This window comes from Micromonospora sp. M51, from assembly GCF_018070305.1.
Classification (GTDB): Bacteria; Actinomycetota; Actinomycetes; order Mycobacteriales; family Micromonosporaceae; genus Micromonospora; species Micromonospora parva.
On the sequence record NZ_JAGPXZ010001411.1, the window covers coordinates 1 to 595 of the forward strand.

The 595-nt window shown below is 58.8% G+C and carries 1 protein-coding gene; it reads right to left on the bottom strand.

The annotated features are described in order from the left end of the window. Nucleotides 1–493 (bottom strand): hypothetical protein (locus tag KBX53_RS35150; protein WP_210864056.1); only part of this gene is annotated, 493 nt, incomplete at its 3' end. Nucleotides 494–595: the final 102 nt, after the last annotated feature.

Here is a 595-nt window from a genome sequence, read left to right on the forward strand (position 1 = left end):
GTTTCGGGCTCGTCTTGAGTTTGGTAAACCATGTCGCATCCGTTGACGGGGTACCGGTGAACGACGTCGGGTGTAGTGAGGCGCCGAGGGCCTTCTGGCCGAGCCCACTGAGCGTCGGAGAGACGGCCTTGGAATCGATGAGAACAGTACGTTGAACGCTATCGATAGCTCCCGCCGGGAACTTCACAAGCAGGTCCCCCTTGGAGTCAAATGACAGTGCAGGTCCGGTGCCATAGGGGGCTTGCGGTTGCTGGAGGGCCGCCTCAGCCTTCTTGCCGTTGACGCCATCGGCATGGGCAGATTTAACAACTTCCTGGCTGAACTTTGGCCAACCGGGCCACGAGATGAGGGCGCTCGCTGACAGGGTTTGTTTCATTGTGGCGTCGTACCACAACGTCGTTGTGGACTGAGAGGTTGTTTTGCCCTTCGTCACTTCAGCCTGCAACTCGACCCCAAGTAGGTCAGTTGTCGAGGAGATGAAATGGCCGGTCATAGTGACCTTCGTAGCCGAATCCCATGCAGCGCCGCGTAGGGTGCGCTCACGGACGACCTCGATGGCCTGGCTGAGATTACGGGCGGTGGTGATAGTTGGGAC